Source organism: Mycobacterium sp. E3251 (assembly GCF_001666835.1).
GTDB lineage: Bacteria > Actinomycetota > Actinomycetes > Mycobacteriales > Mycobacteriaceae > Mycobacterium.
Genome location: NZ_LZJF01000158.1, coordinates 1 through 1,811 on the forward strand (window position 1 = coordinate 1; position 1,811 = coordinate 1,811).

General features: G+C 65.3%; 1 protein-coding gene and 1 pseudogene. Both read left to right on the top strand.

Annotation, left to right across the window (positions count from 1 at the left end):
- Positions 1 to 54: 54 nt before the first annotated feature.
- Positions 55 to 1,515, top strand: coding sequence for a Fe-S cluster assembly protein SufB (gene sufB, locus A5697_RS19310; RefSeq protein WP_067944576.1), 1,461 nt, complete (start codon positions 55 to 57; stop codon positions 1,513 to 1,515).
- Positions 1,512 to 1,811, top strand: a pseudogene (locus tag A5697_RS19315) (Fe-S cluster assembly protein SufD); the annotation flags it as partial. The gene sufB and the pseudogene A5697_RS19315, both read left to right, overlap by 4 nt.

Genomic DNA, 1,811 nt, shown 5'->3' on the forward strand with positions numbered 1-1,811 from the left:
GACCCCGGCGCCCAGCCCGCGTCGCGACACCACGAGCATCGAAGGAGCGTCGTTATGACCCTCACGCCAGAGGCCCAAAAGGCCTTTAAAGCGGGAGAAGCCGAGCCGTTGACCCAGGAGCAGACGATCGCCTCGCTGGGCCGCTACGGCTATGGCTGGGCGGACACCGACGTCGCGGGGGCCAGCGCCCAGCGCGGGCTGTCCGAGGCGGTGGTCCGCGACATCTCGGCGAAGAAGAACGAGTCTGACTGGATGCTGCAGACGCGGCTGAAGGCGTTGCGCATCTTCGAGCGCAAGCCGATGCCGACGTGGGGTTCGGACCTCGGGGGCATCGACTTCGACAACATCAAGTACTTCGTGCGCTCCACCGAAAAGCAGGCCGCCTCTTGGGATGACCTTCCCGAGGACATCCGGAACACCTACGACAGGCTGGGCATCCCGGAGGCCGAGAAGCAGCGTCTGGTCGCCGGTGTGGCCGCCCAGTACGAGTCCGAGGTTGTCTACCACCAGATTCGCGAGGACCTGGAGTCTCAGGGTGTCATCTTCGTCGACACCGACACCGGCCTGCGTCAGCACGAGGACCTCTTCAAGCAGTACTTCGGCACCGTGATCCCGGCCGGCGACAACAAGTTCTCCGCGCTCAACACCGCGGTGTGGAGTGGCGGTTCGTTCATCTACGTCCCGCCGGGCGTGCACGTCGACATCCCGCTGCAGGCCTACTTCCGCATCAATACCGAGAACATGGGCCAGTTCGAGCGGACGCTGATCATCGTCGACGAAAACGCCTACGTGCATTACGTGGAGGGCTGCACCGCGCCCATCTACACGTCGGACTCGTTGCACTCGGCGGTGGTGGAAATCATCGTGAAGCCCGGTGGCCGTTGCCGTTACACCACCATCCAGAACTGGTCGAACAACGTCTACAACCTGGTCACCAAGCGCGCCCGCGCGGAGGCCGGCGCCACCATGGAGTGGGTCGACGGCAACATCGGCTCCAAGGTGACCATGAAATACCCGGCGGTGTGGATGACCGGAGAGCACGCCAAGGGCGAGGTCCTGTCGGTCGCCTTCGCCGGGGAGGGCCAGCACCAGGACGCCGGCGCCAAAATGCTGCACCTGGCGCCGAACACGTCGAGCAACATCGTGTCCAAGTCGGTGGCCCGCGGCGGCGGCCGTACCTCCTACCGCGGCCTGGTGCAGGTGAACAAGGGCGCCCACGGCTCGCGCTCCAGCGTGAAATGCGATGCGCTGCTGGTCGATACGATCAGCCGCAGCGACACCTACCCCTACGTCGACATTCGCGAGGACGACGTCACGATGGGCCACGAGGCCACCGTGTCCAAGGTCAGCGACAACCAGCTGTTCTACCTGATGAGCCGCGGACTGACCGAGGACGAGGCGATGGCGATGGTGGTGCGCGGCTTCGTCGAGCCGATTGCCAAGGAACTGCCTATGGAGTACGCCCTGGAGCTCAACCGGCTCATCGAATTGCAGATGGAGGGCGCGGTCGGATGACCGCTTCTTCTGCTGCTGCCCTGAACAAAGGCGAGTTGTTCGCGTCCTTCGACGTGGACGCGTTCGAGGTGCCCAGCGGGCGCGACGAAATCTGGCGGTTCACCCCGCTGCGTCGGCTGCGCGGACTGCACGACGGCTCGGCGCAAACGACCGGCAAGGCGCAGATCAGCGTCAGCGAACAGCCGGGCGTGCTCGTCGAGACGGTCCGTCGGGGCGACGAACGGCTCGGCCGTGCCGGTGTACCCACCGACCGCGTTGCGGCGCAAGCGTTTTCGTCGTTCAACTCCGCGACGCTG

Excerpts from the sequence above, each read along its gene's own strand:
- sufB (WP_067944576.1), top strand. The coding sequence starts at position 55 with ATGACCCTCACGCCAGAGGCCCAAAAGGCCTTTAAAGCGGGAGAAGCC.